Annotated in this window: 25 protein-coding genes, 1 tRNA gene and 1 pseudogene; 12 read left to right on the forward strand and 15 right to left on the reverse strand. The window is 64.8% G+C overall.

Features of this window, described 5'->3' with window-relative positions; translation table 11 throughout:
- Position 1: 1 nt before the first annotated feature.
- From H1343_RS11420 to H1343_RS17020, 3 genes are all read right to left on the reverse strand, one after another.
- On the reverse strand, positions 2 to 1,189 hold the full coding sequence (locus H1343_RS11420) for a beta-barrel domain-containing protein (RefSeq protein WP_185983024.1): 1,188 nt from the start codon (positions 1,187 to 1,189) through the stop codon (positions 2 to 4).
- Positions 1,189 to 3,288 carry a type I secretion system permease/ATPase gene (locus tag H1343_RS11425; protein WP_246332977.1) on the reverse strand — a complete coding sequence of 700 codons (2,100 nt, stop codon included), beginning with the start codon at positions 3,286 to 3,288 and terminating at the stop codon, positions 1,189 to 1,191. Before H1343_RS11425 ends, H1343_RS11420 begins: the two co-directional genes overlap by 1 nt.
- A 193-nt stretch (positions 3,289 to 3,481) precedes the next feature.
- A complete protein-coding gene (locus H1343_RS17020) occupies positions 3,482 to 5,293 on the reverse strand; it encodes a BapA/Bap/LapF family large adhesin (RefSeq protein WP_246333651.1) in 1,812 nt (603 codons plus the stop codon).
- A gap of 18 nt (positions 5,294 to 5,311) precedes the next feature.
- Here H1343_RS17020 and H1343_RS17025 point away from each other — a divergent pair, with 18 nt between their 5' ends.
- The gene (locus H1343_RS17025) at positions 5,312 to 6,136 is read left to right on the forward strand and encodes a hypothetical protein (protein WP_246333652.1); all 825 of its coding nucleotides are present in this window, start codon (positions 5,312 to 5,314) and stop codon (positions 6,134 to 6,136) included.
- Here H1343_RS17025 and H1343_RS17210 read toward each other — a convergent pair.
- The 3 genes and pseudogenes from H1343_RS17210 to H1343_RS11440 form a co-directional block, all read right to left on the reverse strand.
- Positions 6,089 to 6,361, reverse strand: a pseudogene (locus H1343_RS17210) (BapA/Bap/LapF family prefix-like domain-containing protein); the annotation flags it as partial. The gene H1343_RS17025 and the pseudogene H1343_RS17210 overlap by 48 nt on opposite strands.
- 372 nt (positions 6,362 to 6,733) lie before the next feature.
- A complete protein-coding gene (locus H1343_RS11435; protein WP_246332979.1) occupies positions 6,734 to 8,098 on the reverse strand; it encodes a TolC family outer membrane protein in 1,365 nt (454 codons plus the stop codon).
- A gap of 459 nt (positions 8,099 to 8,557) precedes the next feature.
- Positions 8,558 to 8,647: transfer RNA gene (locus H1343_RS11440), tRNA-Ser, on the reverse strand.
- 167 nt (positions 8,648 to 8,814) lie between these two features.
- Here H1343_RS11440 and H1343_RS16910 point away from each other — a divergent pair.
- Positions 8,815 to 8,961 carry a hypothetical protein gene (locus H1343_RS16910; protein ID WP_210270030.1) on the forward strand — a complete coding sequence of 49 codons (147 nt, stop codon included), beginning with the start codon at positions 8,815 to 8,817 and terminating at the stop codon, positions 8,959 to 8,961.
- Positions 8,962 to 8,984: 23 nt separating this feature from the next.
- On the opposite strand, the gene H1343_RS11445 is transcribed toward H1343_RS16910, so the two are convergent.
- Positions 8,985 to 9,299: a hypothetical protein gene (locus H1343_RS11445; RefSeq protein WP_185983027.1), complete on the reverse strand. Its 315-nt coding sequence runs from the start codon at positions 9,297 to 9,299 to the stop codon at positions 8,985 to 8,987.
- Positions 9,300 to 9,405: 106 nt separating this feature from the next.
- Positions 9,406 to 9,606, reverse strand: a complete 201-nt coding sequence (locus tag H1343_RS11450; protein ID WP_185983028.1) for a DUF3572 family protein — start codon at positions 9,604 to 9,606, stop codon at positions 9,406 to 9,408.
- Positions 9,607 to 9,736: 130 nt separating this feature from the next.
- Between H1343_RS11450 and H1343_RS11455 the strand changes: the two genes are divergently transcribed.
- Together H1343_RS11455 and H1343_RS11460 are read left to right on the forward strand one after the other, a co-directional pair.
- The gene (locus H1343_RS11455) at positions 9,737 to 9,958 is read left to right on the forward strand and encodes a hypothetical protein (protein WP_185983029.1); all 222 of its coding nucleotides are present in this window, start codon (positions 9,737 to 9,739) and stop codon (positions 9,956 to 9,958) included.
- Between the two features lie 109 nt (positions 9,959 to 10,067).
- Complete coding sequence (locus tag H1343_RS11460; RefSeq protein WP_185983030.1) at positions 10,068 to 10,307, forward strand: hypothetical protein; 240 nt, start codon at positions 10,068 to 10,070, stop codon at positions 10,305 to 10,307.
- Positions 10,308 to 10,343: 36 nt separating this feature from the next.
- On the opposite strand, the gene H1343_RS11465 is transcribed toward H1343_RS11460, so the two are convergent.
- From H1343_RS11465 to H1343_RS11485, 5 genes are all read right to left on the reverse strand, one after another.
- The gene (locus H1343_RS11465; RefSeq protein ID WP_185983031.1) at positions 10,344 to 11,516 is read right to left on the reverse strand and encodes a GGDEF domain-containing protein; all 1,173 of its coding nucleotides are present in this window, start codon (positions 11,514 to 11,516) and stop codon (positions 10,344 to 10,346) included.
- A gap of 625 nt (positions 11,517 to 12,141) precedes the next feature.
- Entirely contained in the window at positions 12,142 to 12,342 is a 201-nt protein-coding gene (locus H1343_RS11470) for a hypothetical protein (protein ID WP_185983032.1), read from the reverse strand.
- Positions 12,343 to 12,384: 42 nt separating this feature from the next.
- Entirely contained in the window at positions 12,385 to 12,597 is a 213-nt protein-coding gene (locus H1343_RS11475; RefSeq protein ID WP_210270031.1) for a hypothetical protein, read from the reverse strand.
- Positions 12,598 to 13,312: 715 nt separating this feature from the next.
- Positions 13,313 to 13,885, reverse strand: a complete 573-nt coding sequence (locus tag H1343_RS11480) for an exopolysaccharide biosynthesis protein (protein ID WP_210270032.1) — start codon at positions 13,883 to 13,885, stop codon at positions 13,313 to 13,315.
- Positions 13,886 to 14,025: 140 nt separating this feature from the next.
- A complete protein-coding gene (locus H1343_RS11485; RefSeq protein WP_185983034.1) occupies positions 14,026 to 14,226 on the reverse strand; it encodes a hypothetical protein in 201 nt (66 codons plus the stop codon).
- A 287-nt stretch (positions 14,227 to 14,513) separates the two neighbouring features.
- On the opposite strand from H1343_RS11485, the gene H1343_RS11490 reads away from it, so the two are divergent.
- Both H1343_RS11490 and H1343_RS11495 read left to right on the forward strand, forming a co-directional pair.
- Positions 14,514 to 14,816, forward strand: coding sequence for a DUF982 domain-containing protein (locus tag H1343_RS11490; protein WP_185983035.1), 303 nt, complete (start codon positions 14,514 to 14,516; stop codon positions 14,814 to 14,816).
- A 305-nt stretch (positions 14,817 to 15,121) separates the two neighbouring features.
- The gene (locus H1343_RS11495; protein ID WP_185983036.1) at positions 15,122 to 16,093 is read left to right on the forward strand and encodes a tripartite tricarboxylate transporter substrate-binding protein; all 972 of its coding nucleotides are present in this window, start codon (positions 15,122 to 15,124) and stop codon (positions 16,091 to 16,093) included.
- 93 nt (positions 16,094 to 16,186) lie between these two features.
- Here the strand turns inward: H1343_RS11495 and rirA are convergent, their stop codons facing one another.
- Positions 16,187 to 16,687 carry an iron-responsive transcriptional regulator RirA gene (gene rirA, locus H1343_RS11500; protein ID WP_185983037.1) on the reverse strand — a complete coding sequence of 167 codons (501 nt, stop codon included), beginning with the start codon at positions 16,685 to 16,687 and terminating at the stop codon, positions 16,187 to 16,189.
- 281 nt (positions 16,688 to 16,968) lie between these two features.
- On the opposite strand from rirA, the gene H1343_RS11505 reads away from it, so the two are divergent.
- The 6 genes from H1343_RS11505 (at position 16,969) to H1343_RS11530 (ending at position 22,823) form a co-directional block, all read left to right on the forward strand.
- Entirely contained in the window at positions 16,969 to 17,871 is a 903-nt protein-coding gene (locus H1343_RS11505; RefSeq protein ID WP_185983038.1) for an ABC transporter permease subunit, read from the forward strand.
- Between the two features lie 4 nt (positions 17,872 to 17,875).
- On the forward strand, positions 17,876 to 19,342 hold the full coding sequence (gene livM, locus H1343_RS11510) for a high-affinity branched-chain amino acid ABC transporter permease LivM (protein WP_185983039.1): 1,467 nt from the start codon (positions 17,876 to 17,878) through the stop codon (positions 19,340 to 19,342).
- 2 nt (positions 19,343 to 19,344) lie between these two features.
- Positions 19,345 to 20,364: an ABC transporter ATP-binding protein gene (locus tag H1343_RS11515; RefSeq protein ID WP_281374656.1), complete on the forward strand. Its 1,020-nt coding sequence runs from the start codon at positions 19,345 to 19,347 to the stop codon at positions 20,362 to 20,364.
- The gene (locus H1343_RS11520) at positions 20,361 to 21,119 is read left to right on the forward strand and encodes an ABC transporter ATP-binding protein (protein ID WP_185983040.1); all 759 of its coding nucleotides are present in this window, start codon (positions 20,361 to 20,363) and stop codon (positions 21,117 to 21,119) included. Before H1343_RS11515 ends, H1343_RS11520 begins: the two co-directional genes overlap by 4 nt.
- Complete coding sequence (locus H1343_RS11525) at positions 21,119 to 21,484, forward strand: DUF6867 family protein (protein ID WP_185983041.1); 366 nt, start codon at positions 21,119 to 21,121, stop codon at positions 21,482 to 21,484. The genes H1343_RS11520 and H1343_RS11525 overlap by 1 nt, the downstream gene beginning before the upstream one ends.
- Before the next feature lie 151 nt (positions 21,485 to 21,635).
- Entirely contained in the window at positions 21,636 to 22,823 is a 1,188-nt protein-coding gene (locus tag H1343_RS11530) for a branched-chain amino acid ABC transporter substrate-binding protein (protein ID WP_185983042.1), read from the forward strand.
- Positions 22,824 to 22,920: 97 nt separating this feature from the next.
- Here H1343_RS11530 and xylB read toward each other — a convergent pair whose 3' ends face one another.
- The gene (gene xylB, locus H1343_RS11535) at positions 22,921 to 24,375 is read right to left on the reverse strand and encodes a xylulokinase (RefSeq protein ID WP_185983043.1); all 1,455 of its coding nucleotides are present in this window, start codon (positions 24,373 to 24,375) and stop codon (positions 22,921 to 22,923) included.
- Between the last annotated feature and the right edge of the window lie 66 nt (positions 24,376 to 24,441).

Consider the following 24,441-nt stretch of genomic DNA (forward strand, 5'->3'; position numbering starts at 1 on the left):
CCTAGCGCTCCCGGAGCGCTTCGCGCGCGCGATTGAACGGCTTGATGAGATAGTCGAACACCGATTTCGCGCCGGTGTGGATGTCGACGGTCGCCACCATGCCGGGCGCGATGGGGAAGCGCGCGCCCACCGCGTTCTCGAGCGCGTCCTCGGACGTTTCGATGAAGACACGGTAGTAGTACAACTCCCGGTCGACCTCGTCCTGGATCGTGTCGGGGGAAATTGTCGTCACCCGCCCCTCAAGCCCACCATAGAGCGCATAGTCGTAGGCGCTGATCTTCACGTTGGCGCGCTGGTCGGGATGGATGAAGGCGATGTCGCGTGGGGAGATGCGCGCTTCCACGAGAAGCTGGTCGTCGAGCGGGATGATGTCCATCAGCCGGCCGTTCGGCGGGATCACGCCGCCGATGGTGGAAACCTCGATGTTCTTGACGATGCCGCGCACCGGTGATCGGTGCGTCAGCCGGTTGAGCGTGTCGGTGCGGCCGGCGACGACCGGTGCCAGCGACTGCACCTCCGCATTCATCTGCGCCAGCTCCTCTCGCGCCTGCACGACATACTCGGTCTGCACCTCGACCTTCTTCAGCTCCAGTTCGACGAGCTGGCGGCGCAGGCGGATCACCTCGACGCGGCTCGCGGCCCCGATGGAGGTCAGCTGCTCGTTGATGTCGAGTTCGCTCTTCACGAGGTCGATGGATTCCTCGATCCATCGGAGCGACTGCTCGAGCGCTCCTTGCCGAGCCTCGTAGAGTTCACGCTGCGAGGCGACGAGATCGGGATAGGTGCGCAATTCGGGCGGGAAGCGGAGCTCGGTGCCGTTCACCTCCGCATGGAGCCGGCTCGCAGCAGCGAGTGCCGCACGATATTTGGCGGCGCTTTCCTCGACATCGGAGCGCGAGAGCGTCGGATCCAGTTGGGCGAGGATCTCGCCCGCCTCGACGATCTGGTCCTCGCGAACGCGCAGAGAGGCGAGAATGCCGCCGTCGAGCGACTGGATGACCTGCTCCCGGCTGTTGGGGACGATGCGACCCTCGCCGGTGGAGACCTCGTCGAGAATCGCGACGTAGGACCAGCCAAGCCCCGCGACGACCAGGAGTACGCAGACGGTGACGACCTGTTTGGAACGGCGCAGCAGCGAGTTCTCGTCACGCTCGCGGCCGAAGGACGGGGTGTTGACGATGCTGGACATCAGGCTCCTCCTTCGTTGGCCGGTACGGGCGCCGCCCGCCTGGCCTTCGGCGCCACCACCTGTTTCAGCCCGTGAAGCCGCTTCATCGCCTCATCCTTCGGCTGGTCGATCACCACGCGGCCGCCCTCGATGGCGATGACCCGGTCGATGAGATCGAGCACACGCATGCGATGGGTCGCGATCACGACGGTCCTGTCGGCCGCCCATTCGCCGAAGCCCGTGATGAACTTGCGCTCCGTCGCCTCGTCCATCGAAGCCGTCGGCTCGTCCAGAAGGACGATCGCGGGCTTGCGCACGAGCAGCCGCGCCAGGAGAAGCGCCTGCTGCTGGCCGCCGGAAAGGCCTCGGCCGCCCTCGCTGACGCGGTGCTCGAGGCCCTGGGGCAAGCGCGCGATGAACTCGTCTGCCCCCACCATGCCCAGCGCGTCCAGCAGCAAGGCCTGCGACGCGCGCGGCGCGCCCAGGAGAAGGTTTTCGCGGATGGAGCCGTGGAACAGACGCGAATTCTGCGTCAGGAGCCCGACATTGGCCCGAAGATCGGCCGGGTCGATGTGAGAGAGCGCCAGATGGTCGACGAGGACATCGCCCCGATCGGGCGCGATGAGCCCCGCGAGCGCGAGGAGAAGCGTCGACTTGCCGGCACCGTTGCGCCCCAGCAGCGCATGGTTGCGCCCCGCCTCGATACGCAGGCTGTCGATCGCCAGTGCCGGCCGCCCGGCCGGCTCGCCATAATGGAACGTCGCCCCCTTGATTGTGAAGTCGCCCTTGAGCTTCGGTGCCGAAATCCGCGCTTCGCTTTCCGGGTGGTCGGTCGGCAGGCGCATGATAGAATCGAGGCTCTTCAGGCCGATGCGCGCCTGCTGGAAGCGGGCGAGCACCTGCGTCAGCGGCGCCATCGGTGCGATCATGCGCGAGCCGAGGATCGAGCAGGCGACCAGCGCGCCGGTCGTCAGGTCCCCCGCCATCACCAGCGGGGCGCCAACGAGGACGACGACGGCGAAGGTGCCTGTCTGGACGCAGTGGCTCCAGGCCGTCAGCCCTGCCGTGATGCGTCGCAGGCGAAGCTGCGCCTGCGCTGACACGCCGTTGAAGTGGTTCCACCGCTGCTGGAAATGCTCCTCGGCCTGGAGGGACTTGATGTCCTCCAGGCCCTGCACGGCCTCCACCAGCATGGCGTTGCGCAGGGAGGACTCGCGCATCGCCTCGTTGGCACAGGCCCTCAGCCGGCGCTGAGCCAGGAGGCCAGGCAGAACCAGGAGAACAAGCGCGGCCGCCGGCACCGCGACGAGACTGCCCCCGATCATCCAGAAGACGAACAGGAACAGGATGAAGAACGGAATGTCCGCCACCGCCGCGACGGTCGTGGAGGTGAGGAGTTCGCGCACCTGCTCCAGATCCCGGAGCTGAGCGATGAAGGTTCCCGTCGAGACCGGGCGCGCCTGGTTTCGAACCCGAAGAGCGTGGCCGAAGATGAGGTCGGACATGCGCATGTCTGCGCGCTTTCCCGCGATGTCGATCAGCGCCGTGCGCACCCGGCGCATGGCGAAATCGAAGAGAAGCGCCAGCATGACGCCCGCGAAAAGCACGTAGAGCGTGTCGTACGAAACAGCGGGGATGACGCGATCGTAGACCTGCATCGAGAAGAGGACGCCCGCCAGCGCCAGAATGTTCGCCACCAGCGAAGCGAGGAAGACGTAGCCGTAGGCGCCGAAATCGGCGAGCGCGATACGCCGGAACCAGTGCTCTCGATACGGCGCGATATAGGCATCCACCCGCTCGTCGGGCTGCCCGCGCACCGGCCGTGCCACCGCGAAGAAGTCTGCGTTGGACAAAAGCTCGCGCTCGTCGACGGTCGCGCGGCCGTCCGCCTCGCCGCTGAACGCGATGGAGATGGCCTGCCGGCCCGTACGGGAGAACGCGACACCCACCGAGCCGTCCTTCAGTTGCACGGCGACGGGCAGGCGCATGCTCGACAGAAGCTCGCTTGAGGGACGACAAAGCCGCGCGCCGAGCCCGAGATGCTCCGCCAACCGCTCGAGGTCCGACGCATCCGGCTCGCCCGCCGCAAGAGCGTCGGCGAGGTTTCCGGAACCGGCCATCGAGAACGGCAGCCCATAATGTAAGGCAATTCTCTGCAGCGCCTCGTTCCAGGCTCCGAGATCGAATGGGGCGGAGGCGCTCCCGCCATTCCTGTCTGCACTCCATTCGACGTCCGACATGCGGCGCTCTCCTGTGGAATGTCATGACTGCGGCTCCGCCGCGCGGCCGCACCGCGCGGCGGGACTTCTCCGTCTAGATCGAGCTCCCCTGATTGCGATCCCAGTCGTCCTCGCTCGCCAGATGCGCGAAGGGATCTGCCGTCGCGTCACCAATGTCGGCGGTTTCCGCCGAAAAGGCCGCTTCGTCGGGTTCGGACAGGTCGGCGTCGGCATCGTCGGGTTCGGACAGGAGGGACAGACCCTCCAGCGCGATCTCGTCTTCCGCCGCAGGCGCCTCCATCATGGCAGCGATGTCGGCATCCGCTTCAGATTGCGCCAGCGCATCATCGTCCACCGCCTGCGAACCGTCGTCGAGCGTATCGATGCCGATCACATCGTCATCGGCGAAGGATGCGAGCGCCACGGCAGGCACGCCAGCCCCGCTGGGATCGACCGTAACCGTGAGCGTTCCGGTCTCCACGGCGCCTGTCGGGTTGACGAGCTGATAGGTGAAGACGTCCTGCTGGGGTGTCGCGAAATAATCGATGCCGTCGCGGATCTGGTAAGTGTACTGACCATCGGCATCGACGGTGAGGTCGCCGTACGTGCCTGCGATCGTCACCGTTCCCGCGACATCGACATAAGTGTCCCCGTCGAGGACGGCGAGCGTCGTGAAGGGCGAACCCGTCGTGTCGTTGGCGAGGAGGTTCCCGGTGCCGCTCGTGGAATCATCGACCACGTACTCATCGACATAGGTGACATCGACATCGGTATCGATGCCGACCGTCGTGATGGTTCCGCCGATAAGCGGCGTCTGCATCGTCACCACCACCCGGTAGCTGCCGGGCGCAAGAGCCAGATCGGCCAGATCCAGCGAGGCGATCTCGCCCAGCGACAGGATCGCCCCCGTGTGGACGTCGGTCACGAAGTTCGTCCAGTTGCCCTCAGCGTCGAGCACCTGCAGCGCCAGTGTCACGTTCGTCAACCCGAGACCGAGCGCCGTGACCGAGACGGTGCCCGAGGTGGCCATGCCTTCCTCGATCGAGAACACGCCTCCGGTGCTCGTCACGGTGGTGCCGAGGATGCCCAAGAGGGATGCGTCCGCATCGAAATAGCTATCGTCAACCTCATTGGCCCATTCGACCGACGCGTTGGCCGTATCGTCGCCGGCAGAGAAGACAGGTGTTGCCGGAGCGGACGGATCGTCCGGGTTCCAGACGAGATCGACGTCATCGCTGCCGATCTGCACGTTCAGCGTCGCCGTACCTGTGTTGCCGGCGGCGTCGGCGACCACGTACTCGAACTGATCGACCTGCCCGATCGCTCCATCGGCCTCGAACGGCGTGTAGGTGTAGGTTCCGTCCGCGGCGATGAAGAGTTCGCCGAACTCGCCGACGATCGTCGTGCCGGCAGGATCGACAGGTTGACCGTTGACGCTCTGGACGAAGACGCCGTCCGGCAGTTCGTCATTGGCGAGAACGTTGCCTTCGGCCGCCACCGCGTCGAAGCTCGCGACGTCCGTGTAATCGAGATCCACGGCGTCCACCGAGAGAACCGCGCCGAGCGTCAGGCTGGCGCCGAGCCCGCCCTCGTTGGTCACGAAGGCCCGGTACTGACCGCCGGAGAGCCCTTCGAGGGTCGCACCGTTGCCACCACCCCCCAAGAGGCCGAGAGACAACAAGGTTGCCGAGCCTTCAGAACCGCCGATCGACGTCCAGGTGCCCGTCTCGGGATCAAACTGCTGCACGGCGATGCGCAGCCCGTCGAGAAGATCGAGCGAGAGAAGCGCACTGAAATCCAGCGTCACGTCCTGCTCGTGCCCTGGGGCCACCTCGAACGCGAGCGAGCTGGTTCCGAGATTGAGGCCGATATCGCCGAGATCGGACAGGGATAGGGCGACGCCCAACACGTAACCGACACTGCCGTGGTCGATCGCGGTGGTCGCGGGGCTGAGATTCAGAGCCGCGGAGGCGACATCGTCGGTCGCATCCAGATCGGCATCCGCATCCGCATCGGCGTCCGCATCAGCGTCTGCGTCAGCATCGGCGTCCGCATCCGCATCGGCATCAGCATCCGCATCGGCGTCCGCATCAGCGTCTGCATCGGCATCAGCATCTGCGTCGGCGTCAGCGTCAGCGTCAGCATCGGCATCTGCATCCGCATCGGCATCGGCGTCTGCATCGGCATCAGCATCCGCATCGGCGTCAGCGTCAGCGTCAGCATCTGCGTCTGCATCTGCGTCTGCATCCGCGTCAGCATCCGCATCCGCATCCGCGTCTGCGTCAGCGTCGGCATCTGCATCTGCATCGGCGTCTGCATCTGCGTCCGCATCGGCGTCAGCATCTGCATCCGCGTCAGCATCGGCGTCAGCGTCGGCATCTGCGTCTGCATCGGCGTCGGCATCGGCATCTGCGTCTGCATCGGCGTCGGCGTCGGCGTCTGCATCTGCATCGGCGTCCGCATCCGCGTCGGCATCGGCGTCCGCGTCGGCATCGGCGTCCGCATCCGCGTCTGCATCATCGGCGTCTGCGTCACTGTCATCGATAGGCGAGCCGCCGCCGCCGCCACCGCCCGCCGCCAGGGCCGCGCCACCGGCAAGAGCGCCCAGCGCCGCGAGGCCGAGGACGGAGCCATCGCCCGTCGCTCCGGCTCCTACGAGTTGATCAACGTCATCGATCTCGGCAAAACTGAAGTCGGCCTGGCCGTCGCTATGTTCGCCGACCCAAAGGTTTCCGTTCTCGTCCTCTAGAACGAGCTGGCTCTCCGCACTGCCCTCGACGCCATAGAAATTCCCGATGCGGATCGTCTCGCCCGACGCCAGCCGCAGGACGAGGTCACTTCCATCACGTATGAAATCGAGAACTTCATTAGGCGATACGTCGAGCCTGACAACGCTCGGCGCATTCAATTGCAAGTCAGATAGCGCGACGGTTCGCGAGATCCCGTCCGATTTTCCAATGACGATTGCAGCCATACGTCGTTCTCCCGAGGCCAGTCGTGCCGGAGGACCGCGCAATCGATTTCCATGAGAAGAACGGCATGGGGCCGAAAAGCGGAGACCGCCCTTCGCTGATCAGTAAATTTTTAATTAACCCACCATCTCAGATGCCGCAAATCCTGAATTCCGATCACAGCAGTCACTATAAGATACATATGATAAATAATGAACCATGTAAAACACTTATTGTTGATCGAAGGATCAAATTATTAGTCAGAGTATTTTTTAAATTACTTACGATCTTTCGGATCTACAAAATTGCCTTTGACGCAGAGTGATTTTCGCGCATGACGTGTGGTCACAATCGTAAAATACATAAGTAAATTGGAGGAAATTGCCGGTGTCGTGTTAGACGCGGTCAGCTCTGAAAGCGAAAACGCGCTCAGATCCGCCGGAAAAATAGGCGCAGTCAAGTCGAAGCCGCCTCACATCGTGCTCGACATTGACGCCATCGAAGCGCGCGGCATGCAGTTCCTGATCCGCGTTGAGAAGATCGAGAAGGGTTCGCGTACCCAATTCCACATATTGCGCCCGATAAAGATCTCGTGTTTCGCGCATCATCGCCTGACGCATCTCGAGCGACTGTGTCAGTCGCTGCATGCTCGAGACCTGGCCGGCAGCTTCAGCCAGATTGCGCAGAACATCGACCCGCGCGCGCTCGGAAGCCGCTCCCGAGGCGGCCAACGCGTAGGCGGCGGCGTTGCGGCGTGCCGCGGTCTCGCCTCCGTTGAAGATACTGCCGCTGACATTGAGGCCCAGCCGGTATTCGGGCTCTGAAGAGCCGAATTCGATGATGTCGCTGCCGACCCGGCCGTCCAGCGAGAGCGTGGGGAGACCTTCCGCCCGCGTCAGATCAACCTGAGCAGCCGCCGCCTCGCCCTCGGCCTCCGCCTGCATGACAGCTGGTACTCGGCTCCAATAGGGCTCGGCGACAAGACACGCGCCCGCGAGTTGTGCGGGCAAAACGTCCGAAACCCCTTGAACCCCTGCGCCCACCAGTGCCGTCAAAACACCGCGCCAGCGCTGCAGTTGTCCCTCGATTTCGAGAAGCGTCGATTCAGCGGCCTGCACACGCGCCTCTGCCTGAAGCTGGTCGGAACGGGTGCTGGCACCCCGGTCGGTGCGAGAGCGCACGAGATCGAGAATGGCGCTGGTGTCGTCGATCTGATCTCGGGCAATCTTCGCAAGGGACTGGTTGCGCTGGATCTCCACCACCGCCTGCGCCGTCTCCCGCGCAAGATCGTCCATCGCAAGCAGGACCTGGGAACGCCCCCCCGCCACCCCCGCCGTTGCAATCTCCACGCGGGCGTCGACAGCGCCGAAATCGTACAGCATCTGTGAGCCGTTGAGATTGAGAACCGGGCTGTAGCGGCTGGAGCGCTCACTGTCATAGGCGCTGTCCACGCCCCAGCTGACGGTCGGCAGGTAGCCCGATCGCGCCTCGGCGACCGCCTCGCCCTGCTGGCGGTAGCGCCCGACCGCCTCGTCGATCGAGGGGTGCCAGGAGAGAGCGCGCTGCACGGCGCTCTCCATCGTCACGCCGCGGCCCGAGAAGGCGAGAGGTTCGACCTGTCGCGAAATCGTTTCCGCGGCAATCGATCCGGTACGCGCCGCGGCGTCGGCGATGGGAGCGTCACCAGCCGCGGTCGGCTCAGTGCCCGGCCGCCCGTCCGAAGAGGTTGCGCAAGCGGAGAGGAAGAACGCGACGCTCAAAACACTCGGCAGGACATGTCGTCGTTGCGAAAACAAAAGCGCCCCCCTCGCTCGATGAAGAGAGCGAACTGCCGCTCCTTCGGCAAACCCGCTCTCTTCCAAGCAAGAGACAGCAGCGCCCGCGCGATGAGGCGCATTCGAAACAAGTATGGTTAACCGAACCTTGCCTCAGCGCTTTGCACAGACGGTTTGGCTGTCCTTCGACCTGGTAGGGAACTCAATCAACCCATTGCGTTACGGCGGCGATAGGCAGACCGGTTGGGTCATAGACCACGCCAGATACTCAGCAGCGCCTAGGCCGAGGAGGAGCTTGAGGCTCGCCGGGCAAAGCGCGGCCTATGGGCCGGCGAGTTCATCGAGCCCGAGGAATGACGCAGGCAGCGGCGGTAGGGGATCAAGCAGGGGATCGCCCCATCCGAGCCGGAAAAACAAACAAAGGGAGTGACTTATAGGATCATCTGGCGGAGAGGATGGGATTCGAACCCACGATACCGTCTCCGGTATACTCCCTTAGCAGGGGAGCGCCTTCGACCACTCGGCCACCTCTCCGTCGAGAGGTCGAATATCAGAATGGCCTCGTGATGCAAGGCTTTCTGGCATAGTTTCCGGGCAGATGCACTGGATCTCGGCCGAGGTGTCCTCGACGTCTCATCACGGCTCGAAACGGAACCGACCGAGAACAAACGAGCCCACGCGAGCTCATCGCCGGCCATCAGATGGAATTCCCGTCCGCGCAGGCGGCCGTCGCACGCGCCGAGCGCGACGGCCGAGCGCAGACGGTGGACACGGGCGAAGTGTTGGAGGAGCCGGTAGTGCTGGCGCGGCACGGCGAGCTGCCGGCGGGGATGTTGAGAAATGCGTAGCGAACCGGCCGCGAGTTAGCGCCTTAGCTCGGACGGCGAATTGAGAACTCGATATGCATACTGCAGGTGACCGTCGCCGCCATATGGACTGCTCCCTGAGCTCCACGCGCATCGAAACGGATAGTCCATCCCGGGATGTTATTCTGGAACCACGCGTCGGTGACATAAACGCTCGCGCCAGGATCAGACTTCGCCACCCGCCAAGTCTCGCGCCGGTCAAACTCCTTTTGAATGATCCTCTCCATAGCTGCTCTTTCGAGGCTCTCGCAGGCCTGAAGCGATAACACGCTGGAAGAACCGGACGTGTCGATACCGCCAACGAACATGACGATCGTCATACTCAGTAACCGGACCATACTCGCGCCCAACTTCATTCCGCCGCCAACGCCTCCCTCTCCTGCTCCACCGCCGCCGGATCGATCCCGGCGAAGCTGGTGAACTGTATCACGGTCGGCTATGCGCCAGGATGAAGTCGATGAGCGCGACGAAGAAGGGCCGTTTCTCGGCTTCGGCACGGATTTGGTCCGTCTCGTAGCCGGATAGATCGAGGAACCGCCGCATCAGGACCGGATCGGACGCGAGTAAGCTCAGCTCGGCGATGCCGATGGCGGACGGGTCGGAGGGTATGCGGTCGCGGATGGGCACACAGACATCTCCGGCGAGGATGCAGCTCTATGGACGGCTGGTCAGCCCGTGTGGAAGATGCTGCGGCTGGCCGCCGGAACGCGGGCGAGGAAGGTTGAGCGAAAGCGGTGTCCGCGAGAAGGGGATATGAATGCCTGAGAGGCTAAAAGACCTGTCGCCTGGCGCGATCAAAGTACTACAGTGGGCCGCGAGGGAGGATGTATGCGTCAATCTCGTTCCCGCCGAGATGGCGGCATTCCTGGAGATCCTGAAAGCTCGGAACCTGATACAATATGACGAAGAAACGGGGATGCTCGCGGTCGTCCGCCTGACGCCGGATGGACAGCGGCTTTACGAGGAGGGTCGATTTTGATCGCCCGCATCGCCTCCCTCCTCCTCGTCTCGATCATGCTTGCCGGCTGCGGCCATCCGTTCGGCGAGCCTTGGCCGTGCGACAAGTTCGTCGACATGTGCATCATTCGATGACCCGCCTGACCGACCTTTCCCCCGCGCAGATCCGACTGATGATCAAGCTCGACGACGGATTCGATCGCGAGGACAGCGTCGGCCAGGAGATCGGCGACCTGCGCCCGATCGACAATCTCGACGTCGGGGCGATGGTGCGGATGGGGCTGGTGGTCGCCGACGAAGGCCGCGGCGGTCAGGTCTGGGTCCGGCTGACAGAGAAGGGGCGGAAGGTGCGGGAGGAAGGCGAGGCGTGAGGTTTGAGTAATGCGGGCTGCACCACCGCCTGCGCCTCAGACCTCTGACGCTACCGGTTCTGCGCTCGCGATGACCCGATCACGCCCTTCAGACTTCGCGCGATAGAGCCGGCGGTCGGCCGCGAGAAATACGTCCTCGAAAAGCAGCCCTGGCTGCGACTCTGCCACGCCGAAGCTGGCGGTGACACGGAACTCGGTAGGCCGAGACGAAAAAGCCTCGGCAGCGAGGATGCTCCTGATCGCCGACGCGACCTTCAGAGCATCGTCGGTCGAGCCTCGAGGAAGGACAATTGCAAACTCCTCCCCTCCGATGCGGCCCGTCACGGCAGCGGGATCGACCAGGTTGCCCAGGATGGCCCCGAACCGGGCTAGCACCTCATCGCCTATGGCGTGGCCATAGGTGTCGTTGATGCGTTTGAAGTGGTCGAGGTCGCACAGGATCAGGGCATAGCGGTCGATCCTTGGGTCGCATGTCATCCGGCGGATCCGATCCTCGAAGCCGCCGCGGTTGAGGACGCCTGTCAGGCGATCCTTGTCCCGTTCCGTTCGCAGGTCATCGAGAACGTCGGCGATGGCCGCCGCCAACAGAACCAACGCCAGCGCACTCCCCAATACCGCCATTGAGAGTTGCAGGGCCTGCCAGAATGGAGAAACTCCGAACTCCCCCACAGTGCCTGGAGCCGTCCATCCGATGGTCAGCACCGTGCGAGGGAAAAAGTGGATGGCGAACAGCAGAAGCGTCCAGAACAGCGCGGCGTCGACGACGCGCGTGCGCGGGACGCGCGCAAGCTTTACCGCAGCAACGAAGAGGATCAGGCCGTAACCGAAGTTCTGGACGTAGACGCGCGTCAGGAGATGCGGAGAAACGTAGGCGAAATACCAAAGCAGCGCCGTGATGCCGCCGACGCCGGCGATTTGCCAGCCGAGCCCGAGCGACTTTCCCGACCTGCGCAGGATCGCCTCTGCGGCGGCTACGACTGCCAGCGTATACGAAAGACCCGAAAGCACCGCATTGGGTGCAGTCGTCGGCGGCCATTGCACGATCTGCATCACCGCGCCCGAAGAGAAGAGCACACAGGCGGCTGCAAGAATGAGCAGGTACGCGTGTCGCCTCTCGAGAAGCCACGCACCAACGAAGGCGCCGCTGAAAACCAGCAGGACGCTCGGCCCGATCAACGCCATCGATTGCGTCGGCGAAAGCCCCAGCATCCTCTTTCGCCCCCCCTGCGTTCAGGCGCTTCTAGCTTAACGTAAGCTTGGCGCGCAAACTCAGGATGAACGGCATGGGCCGGGCATTGGAGGGATCCTGCACCACCACGGCAGATGACCCGAAGGCGCGGCGCGTGTCGGGTCTCCGATTTTACACTCTTATGTCACCTTGCTTCAGCGAGGGCCGCCTCACAGCGACCCGTCTACGTCGTTTGACGCATAACACCACCGAGCCCCCGATGTTAGTTCCAGGACCATGGAAGACGACACGCCTCCGCATCGCGATCCCGGCCTGTTCCTCATCCTCGGGTTTGCGCTCTTTATCATTGCGGCTCACATGGCCGGAGTGACCCTGTAGGCGTGTGGGGACCCGACCTTGCGGGCGCTGACGGTGACGCATGGTAGGCGCAGCCTCGGTTGTGCGGCACCTGCCCTTTTCCTCACCGCCTGTGGCGAGCCACAGCCCGGACGACGTGATCGACGACGACGCAGACGGCGGGATCGTTTTGGAGCGCGTCGAGTAGTTCTGTCGTTACGACCGGACACGCGGACTGCTTACATCGCAGCCAACCGATGGGGCCGAGCCCCGTTCTCATGCTGCGAAGCCAGGAACCGGACTTGGGAGCTACGCCAGTCCCGGTTGTTCTTCGTCGCCGTCGGCCCGACGTAACGCCTCTTCGTCCGACCCGCCGTCAGCGGCTCGCTCGTCTTGTACTTCTTTTTCGATCTCCGCCGACCCAGCGTCGTCCTCGGAGACGACGCGATCCGGCTCCAGCGGCTTTCCGTCAGGAAGCTTATCGTTCGGGTTCTGGCCGACTTTGGACATGATCGTTTCCTTCGCGTTGGAGTTTCGCCGAACTCGGCGCCGCTATTCGGGCGTCCGCGGGAATGGCGATGCGTCGTCTCCTTCACGCTCCTCGTCTACGTAATCCGGCGATAGGCCGCCGTTGGGGAGCTTGCTCTGCTCGCGGCGCCTGTGCTCCGTTTCCGTCTCGCCGGATGGATCGCGTTCAGTGGCGATCTTCGACCCGTCATCGCGGAACTCGGCGCCGTCCGATGCGGTCCTGTCGATCTCAGACATGCTGGCTTCCTCCATGGTCATGGAATGGAAGCGCTGACGCTTGGTATGGTTCCTTGGTGAGGTCTAGCTGCCGCGGGGGCTGTGAAAGGCCGGGCGCCGTTTGCCGCCTTCTGAGGGGCCGCGTCAGGAAGAATGGGACCTGACACGAAAAAGCCGCTGGGGATCTCACCCAACGGCTCCAGCGCGTGCGGCTCGTTATCTCAACTCGCCAGTACATCCGTGGTCGGACGAAACTTCGAGCCTGCGCGCCTCAACCACTCTGCTGGGGGAAGCGCTGCACAACCGCCTTATCCTTTGCGAATAAGGCTTATTCATGACCCCCAAGGACGACTGTGGCTTTTGGTGAATCCCGCTTTACACGCTCTGCCTCGGTACGTTCGGCTTGGTCGGCCATGACATGCCAAGCTGCCGCAGCACGCGACGACCGCTGGCGAACCTGTGGAAGCGGCGAGGATCGTGCCTTCGCCTCTTCCTCGATTGCCTGCTCGCGGTAGGCGCGACTGTTCGGAATTCCCATGGAATGCTCTCCTGTTCGGAGAAGAACTAGCATCCACTGAAACGAAGTCCATCTGAACAGATAAAAGAGGAACGCGAAACATCGGCTTCCTCTCCTCGTCTCACCGGCATGGCGGTGGGTATGTGCATGACACACATGCCTTTGTCAGGACGGGCCGGATGAATGCAGCGGGCTGACTGCCGTACTCTATACTCTACCCTAGCGGCCTGAACTCCACAGTCCGATGCCGGCCCCAATTGCCATCACGGTCATCCCGTAAGCGACTATCATCAGAAGGCCGTCGCGAACGAGGAGCGCCAAGCCGAAAGCCGCAATGGCGGCCATAGGTGCCGTGCTCGCGAACGGCAGGAACTCAAGGGGCGGCACTGTCAGCGCCAGCAAGATGCACGCGATCGCGGCGCCCAACTCAAAAGGCCGACTCGTCAGCATTGGCAAACGGCCGTGAAACCAGCGGTCCATCCAGTCGCCGATCGGTCGGACCTTATCCGCGGCCTTCCTCACACGCTGCGATGAGACTGCTCGCTTCTCGATCCATCCCGGCAGCCACAGGTGCTCTCGACCGAACGCCATCTGGCCCGCGAAAAGGACGACGATGGCCGCAAGAACCGTTGGCACACCGGGGATACCGCCAATGGGTGAAATCTCCAGAAGCGCTGGCAGCATGAGAAAAGGACCGTAGCTTCGGCTGCCGAACGCCTCCGTAACATCCCCCAAAGAGACGCTTTCGCCGCGATCGGCCGCCTTCTTCAGCTCGTCGAGAATATCGCTCACACTATGAGGATCGTTTGCCATCCGCTGCGAACGGCGCTGCAAGCGAACGCGTTCCCCCAAACGATAAGAGGCCCGCCGAAGCGAGCCCTCTAAGAGGGCGAAAGCCCCGTTCTGGCGTCCGCCCTCTCATTGCCTATCGGCTAGATGATGTTCCGCTCATCAGTCTTGCCCGAACCGATTTCGTTCAGGCCGCCGGCTGACGTCTCATCCACATCGTCGTCCCCGTCGTCCTCATCTTCGATGCCCGCATCATCCTCGGGCACGATGACCTCCGGATCCAGCGGCTCTCCGTCCGGCAGCTTCTCATTCGGGTTCTGGGTGACTGGATTGGTCTCTGACACTTCTGCCTCCTCTGGCTGTCGAGAGGAAGTGAGCGGATGGCAGAGATGTTCCAGAAAGACGAAGGCTCGCCAGAGCGAGCCCTGAAGACGCAAAGCGCCACATTCGTAACGAAAGGTCTTGTCCTAAAGAGCGGAGCGCCTCGGGCGGCCTGATCTGCCTCGCTCCGGCGACGACCGATCATCTAAGGCGGCAAAGGCGTTCACGCAGCCTCCTTCCCACAGCGGGAACCTTCTTCCCTCTTCCGCGTAATTGCGCCGTTCCGTTTCATGCTCAGAGGGAGTCCAAGATGGAGCACAACGCTTTTGAAGAGCCCGTTCGGGTCTTTGCTGGTCTCGGCATTCCGCGCGAGATCAAATCCGTCTTCCAAGCCTATACGTTCTTGTCAGAAATGCCGGGGCACCGGAATGATCCGGCCCACAGCATGGCGAGGAAGGCGTGCCTCGCGGCGATGGATCACCGCGTAGAGGCTGAGACCGTGCGCAGCGCATTCGAGCGGTTTGCCCGGCGTGCCGGCATACTCGCGCCCGATGTCGGTGACGTGATTGCGGCGAGCGCCCTTACCGGCACACGGAGCCGAACGCGGGCCTGACACGATTGGGCGGGCAGACGGACGCATCTGCCCGCTCATTCCGTCGCCCCGAATGCAGCAATATCAGTTTCTTGGGCGATGAAATCGTGTCTTAGCAGGGGAGCGCCTTCAACCACTCGGCCACCTCTCCACGGCGCCTCCAGCATCACGTCGCGTCCGTGATACAAGGGCATCCGCCACGGTTTTCACCATGCCTGGCCGCGCGCAGCGGGCAGAGCGTATCCCCGCCCCGACGCCGCTCTTGCGCAGGCAGCTGACGCAATGCAATGCTTCCGGCGCACAATGGAGTTGGGAGGACTCTTTAGATGAAACTGAAGATCGCGGCAGCATTGGTCGCGGCGAGCTTTCTCGTCGCACCGGCCACGGCCCAGGAATACCCGACACAGCCGCTGACGATGCTGGTGCCCTTCTCGGCCGGCGGCCCGACGGACGTCGTCGCGCGTCTCGTCGCGCAAGTGATGAGCCGCGAGCTCGGCCAGCAGGTGCTCGTGGAGAACGCGGCCGGCGCCGGCGGCACGCTGGCCTCCGGGCGCCTCGCCCAGGCCGAGCCGGACGGCTACACCATGCTCATCCACCATCTCGGCATCGCGACGAGCGCCACGCTCTACCGATCCTTGCCCTACGATCCGCTGACCGCGTTCGACTATGTCGGCCAGGTCACGACCGTTCCCATGCTGCTCGTCTCGCGCCCGGACTATCCGGCCGAGAACTTCGAGCAGCTCCTGCAGATGGCGCGCGAGAACCCCGATGAAACGCTGCTCGCCAATGCCGGCCCCGGCGCCGTCTCGCACATCTGCGGAATGCTGTTCATGCAGGCGATCGGCGAGCAGCTGACCACCGTGCCGTATCCCGGCACGGGACCGGCGATGACCGACGTCATGGGCGGGCAGGTCGATCTTCTGTGCGATCAGACCACGAACGCCATTCCGCCGGTCAGCAACAATTCGGTCAAGGCCTACGCCACCGCGACGGCCGAGCGGATCCCGCAGCTTCCGGACGTCCCGACGGCGCTCGAACAGGGGCTGGAGGGCTTCGAGGTCGGCGTCTGGCACGGCATCTACGTCCCTGCCGGCACGCCCGAGGACCGGATCGAGACGCTGAGCTCCGCGCTTCAGGTCGCGCTGCAGGACGAGACGGTACTGGCACGCTTCAACGAGCTCGGGACCGCGCCCGTGCCCCTCGAGGACGCGACGCGCGAATCCCTCAAGAACCAGTACGAGAGCCAGATCGAGTTCTGGCGGCCGCTGATCGAGCAGGCCGGCGAATACGCCAACTGACAACGCGCCGCGCGCGTACGCGAAAAGAGCCCGCCGGCCGATCCGGCGGGCTCTTCCGTTTTCAAGCCCACGCGCGGCAGACGCGGTCGTGTTTCAGGCAACCTTCGCCTGTGCGAGGCTCGTCGCCTTTCGCTTACCGGCAACAGGCTCGAGACCCTCGATCTCGTCGAGCCCCAACCGGTGGCGGATCGAGTTGCTGCCACCCACGAGCGAGGCGATCGTGTGACCGCCGAGTGCCGAGAGGAACGCCTCCAGCGCCTGACGCAGCGCGGCGTTCAGCGCACAGGCGTCAATCAGCGGGCATTCCGTGCCGGTCTCGAAGCACTCGGCGAGGTTGAAGCTCTCTTCCGTGACGATCACCACCTCGCGCAGCGTGATCTCGGCGGCGGGCCGGGCAAGGCGAATGCCGCCGTTGCGGCCGCGCACCGTCTCCACGAAACCGGCCTCGACGAGCGGCTGCAGGATCTTGAACAGGAACAGTTCCGACACCGAATAGGCAGCGGCCACTTCCCCGACGCGGCTCAGGCGCCCCGGATTGGCCGCGCAATACATCAGCATCCTGATCGCGTAGTTCGTCTGACGCGTGAGGCGCATGTCTTCTCTCTCTCCACGCTTTCCGGCGGCAGTCTTAGAATCTTTCCAAACTCATTGAAAGATAACCCGTCCGCCCGCTCGTTAACAGACCCGGAGAGCAGCGGCCTTTTCATCATCCATGACGGCAGCCCGCCGCGCACCTCATTCCGGTTCATTATCCACCGGCGCGCCGAGGCGAGGATTGGCAGCGACCAGAACGATTGCTAAACATTCGATCATGCCTTGAAACGCGGCGGCTGCCAGCGCCCGCCCGTCCGGCGACCGGGGGGATCAGCGCCTTCATGGACTATTTCATCCAGCAGCTCATCAACGGCGTGACGCTCGGCTCCATCTACGGGCTGATCGCGATCGGCTACACGATGGTGTACGGCATCATCGGCATGATCAACTTCGCCCATGGCGAAATCTTCATGCTCGGCTCGTTCATCGCGTTGTCCACCTTCGTCATCATAGCCATGCTCGGCCTCACCTTCTTGCCGCTGGTGCTGCTCGTGATGCTGATCGTGGCGATGCTGTTCACCGCCATGTGGGGCTGGACGGTGGAGCGCGTCGCCTACCGGCCCCTGCGCGGCTCGTTCCGCCTCGCTCCGCTGATCACCGCCATCGGCATGTCGATCTTCCTGCAGAATTTCGTGCAGGTCACGCAGGGCGCGCGCGTCAAGCCGCTGCCGCCGCAGGTCCAGGGCGCGATCCAGATCACCGACGGGGCGCAGATTTCCTACATGCAGATCGTCATCATCGTGACGACCCTCGTCCTGATGACGGGCTTCTCGCTTCTGATCGCCAGGACCTCGCTGGGGCGCCAGCAGCGGGCCTGCGAGCAGGACGCCAAGATGGCCTCGCTTCTCGGCGTCAACGTCGACCGCACGATCTCGCTCACCTTCATCATGGGCGCCTCGCTCGCGTCTGTCGCGGGCATCATGTACCTGCTCTATTATGGGGTGATCGACTTCTACATCGGCTTCCTCGCCGGCGTGAAGGCATTCACGGCGGCCGTCCTCGGCGGCATCGGCTCGCTGCCCGGCGCCATGCTCGGCGGGCTCCTTATCGGGCTCATCGAGACGTTCTGGTCGGGCTATTTCTCGGTCGAGTACAAGGACGTCGCGGCGTTCTCGATCCTCGCGATCGTGCTGATCTTCCTTCCCTCCGGCCTTCTCGGCCGCCCGCAGGTCGAGAAGGTCTGAGCCGATGTCGACGACCCAGGCCCTCGACACCCGCCCCGAAGGGGCCGAGATCGAACGCGAGACGCTGGCGAGCGCGATGGGCGGCGAGCCGCCCTCCGCCCCCGCCAAGCCGGCGGCGAGCCGGCTCGGCAAGGCGCTTCGCGAATCCGTCCTGACCGCCCTCCTCGTCGCCGGTCTCACCTTCTTCTTCCTTGCCACGCGCACCGAGACGGCCTCGCGCGGGCTGACGATCTACGCGCGCTGGGAACTGTGGATCACCGCCATCGCCATCGCCTTCCTCGGGCGGTTCGTGCTGAGCTACTTCGTCTTCCAGCGCACCGGGCCGCTGTTCCAGCGCCGCGAGCGCGAGACGAAGGATGCCGCCCGCGCCGCGAAGGTCTCCAGCCTCGTCTCGCGCACGCTCGGCATCGTGTTCCTGCTCATAGCACTGAGCTTCCCGTTCCTCGTGGGCACGATCCTGCCGGCGCGCGAGCGCTATCTCATCGACCTCGCGATCCTGATCCTGACCTACATCATGCTCGGCTGGGGCCTGAACATCGTGGTGGGTCTGGCGGGGCTGCTCGACCTCGGCTACGTCGCCTTCTACGCCGTCGGCGCCTATTCCTTCGCGCTTCTGGCGATCAATTTCGACCTGGGCTTCTGGGTCTGCCTGCCGATGGCGGGGCTCTTCGCGGCGATGTGGGGCGTCATCCTCGGCTTTCCGGTGCTGCGCCTGCGCGGCGATTATCTGGCCATCGTGACGCTCGCCTTCGGCGAGATCATCCGCGTCGTGCTTCTCAACTGGGCCGAGTTCACCGGCGGTCCGAACGGCCTTCTCGGCATCCCCCGCCCCACCTTCTTCGGCCTCGAGTTCGGGCGCGGCGAAGGCTCCTTCGCCGACTATTTCGGGCTCGAACCCTCTTCGATCCACCGCTTCATATACCTCTACTACATCATCCTCGCGCTCGCCCTGGTCACCAACTTCGTGACGCTGCGCCTGCGCAAGCTCCCGATCGGGCGGGCCTGGGAGGCGATGCGCGAGGACGAGATCGCCTGCCGCTCGCTCGGCATCAACACCACCAACGTCAAGCTGACGGCCTTCGCCACCGGCGCCATGTTCGGCGGCTTCGCGGGCTCGTTCTTCGCCACGCGCCAGGGCTTCATCTCACCGGAGAGCTTCACTTTCCTTGAGTCGGCGATCATCCTCGCCATCGTCGTCCTCGGCGGGCTCGGCTCGCAGATTGGCGTCGTCGTCGCCTCGATCGTGATGATCGGCGGCATCGAGCTTCTGCGCAATCTCGGCTTCCTGCAGCAGATCTTCGGCTCGGGCTTTGATCCCGCGCAGTATCGCATGCTGATCTTCGGCCTCGCGATGGTGGCGATCATGGTGTGGAAACCGCGCGGCCTCGTTTCCTCGCGAACGCCCTCGGCCGTCTACAAGGAGAAGAAGCAGATCGGTGCCGACATGGTGGCGCAGGGCGAAGGGCACTGACGATGAGCGAACACGCTACGATGCCCCCCGCCGCCCCCTCCTCCGCCGCGCCCGGCTGGGAGAACGATCCACTTCTCACCGTCGAGCGCCTGACGATGCGTTTCGGTGGGCTGACGGCGATCGACGACCTGTCCTTCTCGGTCGGTCGCGGTGACATCACCGCCCTGATCGGCCCGAACGGCGCCGGCAAGACCACGGTGTTCAACTGCGTGACCGGCTTCTACAAGCCGACGGAGGGGCGCATCGCGCTGCGCCGCGGGCGCGGCATCGGCGAGGCGGCCGTGCGCGAACTCACCGGCAGCGGGCGCCAGAGCGCCAAGGCCGATGGCGGCGAGGTGTTCCTCCTTGAGCGCATGGCGGACTTTCGCATCACCCATAAAGCGGGCGTCGCGCGCACCTTCCAGAACATCCGCCTCTTCGGCGGCATGACGGTGTTCGAGAACCTTCTCGTGGCCCAGCACAACAAGCTGATGGTGGCATCCGGCATGACCTTCGCCGGGCTGTTCGGCCTGCCCGGCTACCGCCGCGCGCGCGAGGCTGCGCATGACCTGGCGATCGACTGGCTGAAGCGCACGCGCCTCATCGAGCGCGCCGACGATCCGGCCGCCGATCTGTCCTACGGCGACCAGCGCCGCCTCGAGATCGCGCGCGCCATGTGCACCGCGCCCGAACTGCTTTGCCTCGACGAGCCGGCGGCGGGCCTCAACCCGCGCGAATCGAGCGAGCTCAACGAACTCCTGCGTTCCATCCGGGACCGGGACGGCGTCTCGATCCTCCTCATCGAGCATGACATGGGCGTCGTCATGGAGATTTCGGACCACATCGTCGTGCTCGACTACGGCAAGAAGATTTCCGACGGCACGCCCGATAGCGTGCGGGCCGATCCGCGCGTGATCGCGGCCTATCTCGGCGTCGACGACGAGGAAGTGGACGAGGTGGAGGAGAAGCTGGAGAAGGGTGAGATCGACGCGGCCATCGCGAGCGCGAACCTTCCGTCCGCCGACCGGGGAGACGCCTCGTGAGCGCGCTCCCCCAAACGCCGGCGCCGGCCACCGCCACGCCCCTTCTCTCGATCCGCGGCGTCGAGACCTTCTACGGCAAGATCCAGGCGCTTCGCGGCGTCGACCTCGACGTCAACGAAGGCGAGATCGTCACGCTGATCGGGGCGAACGGCGCCGGCAAGTCGACGCTGATGATGACGCTGTGCGGCAATCCGCGCGCGCGCACCGGGCAGATCGTCTATCGCGGCGAGGACATCACCAACCTGCCGACCCACGAGATCATGACGCGGCGGATCGCGCAGTCGCCGGAAGGGCGGCGCATCTTCCCTCGCATGAGCGTTCTCGAAAACCTGCAGATGGGCACGACGCTCATCGGACAGGACCATTTCGACGAAGACCTGAGACGCGTCTTCGATCTTTTCCCGCGCCTGAAGGAGCGCGCCACGCAGCGCGGCGGCACGCTTTCGGGTGGCGAGCAACAGATGCTCGCCATCGGCCGTGCGCTGATGAGCCGGCCGAAGCTCCTTCTCCTCGACGAGCCCTCGCTCGGCCTTGCCCCGCTGATCGTGAAGCAGATCTTCGAGGCGGTGCGTGAGCTCAACCGCAACGAGGGGCTGACTGTCTTTCTCGTCGAGCAGAACGCCTTCCACGCGCTGCGCCTCGCCCATCGCGGCTACGTGATGGTCAACGGCTCGATCACCATGAGCGGCGCGGGCCGCGAGCTTCTGGCCCGCGAGGAGGTTCGCGCGGCCTATCTGGAAGGAGGCCACCACTGATGCAGCCCGAAAACGCGTTGCTGTGGGAAGTCTCGATCACGGAGTTCCTGATCGTCACCGTCGTGCTCGGCGGTGCCCTTGCCTACATGATCGGCCGCTCCACCGCGCTGACCTGGAACGGCTGGGGCCTGACGATCTTCTATACCCTGCTCCTGACGATTGCCGCGCGCTTCTTCCACTTCAGCCTGTTCGACGGCACATTCTTCCTGCCGTTCGAGACGGCAGGCACCGCGCTCTATTACGCCGTCATCGACTTTGTCGTGCTCTTCGCCTTCGCCGCGCTCGGTCGGCAGGTGACCCGCGCGCGCCAGCTTAGCGGGCAGTACGGCGTCCTGCGGGACAGCGACGGCGCGCCGGTTCGCTGAGCCGTCAACTTCGTGCTGCAAAGCGGCGAAAAGAATCTTCGCCGCCCCCTTCCCCTTCGCTTCGATCCTAGTCTTTAATCACTTGTGCGCCGCGCCCAATCGGCAGGCAGAACGCTGCGGCAGCGCGCTCTCAACAAACGGGAAGGTCGTCATGAAGAAAGTGCTTCTGGCCAGTGTGGCCCTCAATCTCGGTCTGTCCGGAGCGGCGCTGGCCGACATCACGATCGGCGTCGCCGGCCCGATCACGGGGCAGTACGCTACCTTCGGCGAACAGTTCCGCACCGGCGCCGAGCAGGCCGTGGAGGACATCAACGAGGCGGGCGGCGTGAACGGGGAGATGCTGCGCATCTCGATCGGCGACGATGCCTGCGATCCGCGTCAGGCAGTGGCCGTTGCCAACCAGTTCGCCTCCGAAGGCGTGCCCGTCGTGATCGGGCATTTCTGCTCGGGCTCGTCGATCCCGGCCAGCCAGGTCTACGCCGACGAGGGCATCATTGAAATCTCGCCCGCCTCGACCAATCCGGCCTATACCGAGGAGCGCCCCGGCGACGGCATCTTCCGCGTATGCGGTCGTGACGACCAGCAGGGCGAAGTCGCCGGTGCCTACATCGCCGAGAACTTCGCCGACACCAACGTCGCCATCCTGAACGACCGCACCGCCTACGGCGCCGGTCTCGCCGCCGAGACCGAGCGCGTGCTGCGCGCGGCCGGCAAGGAGCCGACCCTCGTCGAGGCCTACACGGCCGGCGAACGCGACTACACCGCGCTTGTCACCCGCATGAACCAGGCGGATGTGGGCCTCGTCTATATCGGCGGCTACCACACCGAGGCCGGGCTGATCGCACGCCAGATGCAGGAACAGGGCATGGAAGCGACGATCATGTCCGGCGACGCGCTCGTTTCAGACGAATACTGGTCGATCACGGGTGACGCCGGCGAAGGCACGCTGATGACCTTCTCGCCCGATCCGCGCCGCAACGAGGTCGCCGCGCCCGTCGTCGAGAAGATCGAGGCCAAGGGTCAGTCTGCCGAGGGCTACGCGCTCTACACCTATGCCGCGATCCAGGCTTGGGCACAGGCCGCCAACGAAGCCGGCACCACCGATTTCGAACCGGTGGTGGAAGCGCTCAACGAAGGCTCGTTCCAGACGGTGATCGGCGACCTGCAGTTCGACGACATCGGCGACGTGACCCTGCCGGGCTACGTCGTCTACGAATGGCAGAACGGCGCCTACGACTATGTCGAGACCGCCGAGAGCACAGTTGAGCCGACGACGCCGGCCGATGCCGGGGACACCGGCGCCAGCGATGCGCCGGCCGAGGCCGCGCCGGCCCAGTAAGCTGCCGGAAGGGGCGTCTGGCGCCCTCGTTCCGCAAAAGCAGGAGGCCCGGCCGATCGCTCCGCCGGGCCTTTTCGCATGTCGGTTCCGCGCTGCTTCAGGCACTCAGCGCGCGCAGCGCCGGATAGGCTTCGCGATAGCGCCGGTGCGCGGCGCCGAAGGCCTCAACCATCGCCTTGTCCGGGTCGATGCTTCGGGCGGCGGGCGGCATGGTGATGATTTCCGCAGGATCGCGGCCCGTCGCCGAGATGAGCCCGAGGCGCGCGGCACCGAATGCGGCGCCGAAATCGCCTTCCGCCGGCAGAACGATCGTCGTGTCGAGCGCGGCCGCCAGCATCCTCAGCCACAGGGCCGAGCGCGCGCCGGCCCCCACCGCGACGAAGCTTTCCACCCCGTGAGGCCCGCCGGCCGCGTCGAGGCAGTCGCGCATCGAGAAGGCGACGCCCTCCATTACCGCACGCGCCATCTGGGCGCGCGTCGTATCCGCGGAAAGGCCCAGGAATGCGCCACGCACGGCGGCATCGTTGTGCGGCGTGCGCTCGCCCGAAAGGTAGGGCAGGAAGAGCAACCGCGAGGGCTCGACAAGCTCCTCGCCGGCCTCCGCCGAAAGCTCGGCCGGGCGCGCCCCGACGACGCCTGCCAGCCATTCCAGCGAGCCGGCCGCCGAGAGCGTGACGCCCATCTGGTGCCACAGGCCCGGAAGCGCGTGGCAGAACGTGTGCAGCGCAGTCTGCGGCACCGGGCGGTAGCCGTCCGAAGCGGTGAAGAGAACGCCAGACGTGCCGAGCGAAACGAAGCCCGTGCCGGGCCGCACGACACCGACGCCGCAGGCCGAGGCCGCGTTGTCGCCGCCGCCTCCCGCCACCACCGTGCCGGCGGGAAGGCCGAGTTCGCGAGCGACGTCCGGGCGAAGCCCGCCGGCTGCTTCCGACCCCTCGACGAGACGCGGCATGTGGGCGCGCGTGAGGCCAGTGCGCTCGAGCATGCGGTCCGACCAGTCGCGCGCACCGGTGTCGAGCCACGCCGTCCCCGCAGCGTCCGACATCTCGGAGATCGCCTCGCCCGTCAGCCACAGGCGCAGATGGTCCTTCGGAAGCAGCACCCGCGCGGTCTTGGCGAAGATTTCCGGCTCGTTGCGCCGGACCCATTCGAGCTTGGGCGCCGTGAAGCCGGGGAAGACGATGTTGCCCGTGATGCCTCGCGCCTCGTCGTCGTCGAGTTCGGCCGCCTCGGCATGGCTTCGGGTGTCGTTCCACAGGATGCAGGGCCGCAGCACCCGCCCCTCGCCATCCAGCAGCGTCGCCCCGTGCATCTGGCCGGAAAGGCCGATGCCGGAGACCGCCGAAAGCGCGTCGGCGTGGCTCGCACGAAGCTCGCCGATAGCAGCCTTCACCGCCTCGATCCACGTCACCGGATCCTGCTCGGCCCAGCCGAAATGCGGGCGCTGGACGGTGAGCGGCGCCGAGGCGCTGGCGACCACGACCTGACCCACGTCGATCAGGAGCGCCTTCAGCGAGGAGGTGCCGAGGTCGAGCCCCAGAAAATATGCCATTCGTTGCGTTCCCAGTTGATGACAGAGAGCGCCGTGCGCCCTTGCGGCCGACGGCGCCCCGACACT

This window comes from Aureimonas mangrovi (assembly GCF_014058705.1).
Lineage (GTDB): Bacteria > Pseudomonadota > Alphaproteobacteria > Rhizobiales > Rhizobiaceae > Aureimonas > Aureimonas mangrovi.

Bases quoted from the DNA above. Each gene is read 5' to 3' on its own strand.
- H1343_RS11420 (WP_185983024.1), bottom strand. From the start codon at position 1,189: ATGTCCAGCATCGTCAACACCCCGTCCTTCGGCCGCGAGCGTGACGAG.
- H1343_RS11425 (WP_246332977.1), bottom strand. From the start codon at position 3,288: ATGGCCGGTTCCGGAAACCTCGCCGACGCTCTTGCGGCGGGCGAGCCG.
- H1343_RS16910 (WP_210270030.1), top strand. From the start codon at position 8,815: ATGGAATTCCCGTCCGCGCAGGCGGCCGTCGCACGCGCCGAGCGCGAC.
- H1343_RS11445 (WP_185983027.1), bottom strand. From the start codon at position 9,299: ATGACGATCGTCATGTTCGTTGGCGGTATCGACACGTCCGGTTCTTCC.
- H1343_RS11455 (WP_185983029.1), top strand. From the start codon at position 9,737: ATGCCTGAGAGGCTAAAAGACCTGTCGCCTGGCGCGATCAAAGTACTA.
- H1343_RS11460 (WP_185983030.1), top strand. From the start codon at position 10,068: ATGACCCGCCTGACCGACCTTTCCCCCGCGCAGATCCGACTGATGATC.
- H1343_RS11465 (WP_185983031.1), bottom strand. From the start codon at position 11,516: ATGCTGGGGCTTTCGCCGACGCAATCGATGGCGTTGATCGGGCCGAGC.
- H1343_RS11470 (WP_185983032.1), bottom strand. From the start codon at position 12,342: ATGTCCAAAGTCGGCCAGAACCCGAACGATAAGCTTCCTGACGGAAAG.
- H1343_RS11475 (WP_210270031.1), bottom strand. From the start codon at position 12,597: ATGTCTGAGATCGACAGGACCGCATCGGACGGCGCCGAGTTCCGCGAT.
- H1343_RS11490 (WP_185983035.1), top strand. From the start codon at position 14,514: ATGGAGCACAACGCTTTTGAAGAGCCCGTTCGGGTCTTTGCTGGTCTC.
- H1343_RS11495 (WP_185983036.1), top strand. From the start codon at position 15,122: ATGAAACTGAAGATCGCGGCAGCATTGGTCGCGGCGAGCTTTCTCGTC.
- rirA (WP_185983037.1), bottom strand. From the start codon at position 16,687: ATGCGCCTCACGCGTCAGACGAACTACGCGATCAGGATGCTGATGTAT.
- H1343_RS11505 (WP_185983038.1), top strand. From the start codon at position 16,969: ATGGACTATTTCATCCAGCAGCTCATCAACGGCGTGACGCTCGGCTCC.
- livM (WP_185983039.1), top strand. From the start codon at position 17,876: ATGTCGACGACCCAGGCCCTCGACACCCGCCCCGAAGGGGCCGAGATC.
- H1343_RS11515 (WP_281374656.1), top strand. From the start codon at position 19,345: ATGAGCGAACACGCTACGATGCCCCCCGCCGCCCCCTCCTCCGCCGCG.
- H1343_RS11525 (WP_185983041.1), top strand. From the start codon at position 21,119: ATGCAGCCCGAAAACGCGTTGCTGTGGGAAGTCTCGATCACGGAGTTC.
- H1343_RS11530 (WP_185983042.1), top strand. From the start codon at position 21,636: ATGAAGAAAGTGCTTCTGGCCAGTGTGGCCCTCAATCTCGGTCTGTCC.
- xylB (WP_185983043.1), bottom strand. From the start codon at position 24,375: ATGGCATATTTTCTGGGGCTCGACCTCGGCACCTCCTCGCTGAAGGCG.